Origin of the sequence: Sabulibacter ruber, assembly GCF_017355955.1 — a bacterium.
In the GTDB taxonomy this organism is placed as follows: Bacteria; Bacteroidota; Bacteroidia; order Cytophagales; family Hymenobacteraceae; genus Nibribacter; species Nibribacter ruber_A.
This window is the reverse complement of record NZ_JAFFID010000030.1, coordinates 1-431: the sequence shown is the minus strand read 5'-3', so window position 1 is coordinate 431 and position 431 is coordinate 1. Positions and strand designations below refer to the sequence as shown.

Annotated in this window: 1 rRNA gene; it reads right to left on the bottom strand. The window is 57.8% G+C overall.

What is annotated here, in order from left to right:
- Positions 1 to 431 (bottom strand): 23S ribosomal RNA (locus JT719_RS24310); the annotation flags it as partial.

Genomic DNA, 431 nt, shown 5'->3' with positions numbered 1-431 from the left:
CGGAATATTAACCGCATTCCCATCGACTACGCCTTTCGGCCTCGCCTTAGGGGCCGGCTCACCCTGCGCGGATTAACCGTGCGCAGGAACCCTTGGACTTTCGGCGAGAGTGTTTCTCACACTCTTTGTCGCTACTCATGTCAGCATTCTCACTTCCGATACCTCCAGGCGGCCTCACGGACGCCCTTCGCAGGCCTACGGAACGCTCCGCTACCACGTGCCTTACGGCACATCCGCAGCTTCGGTGGGTGGCTTGAGCCCCGTTACATTTTCGGCGCAGGCCGGCTTAACTAGACCAGTGAGCTATTACGCTTTCTTTAAAGGATGGCTGCTTCTAAGCCAACCTCCTGGTTGTCATGGCCTTCCCACATCCTTTCCCACTTAGCCACCACTTGGGGACCTTAGCTGGCGGTCTGGGCTGTTTCCCTCTC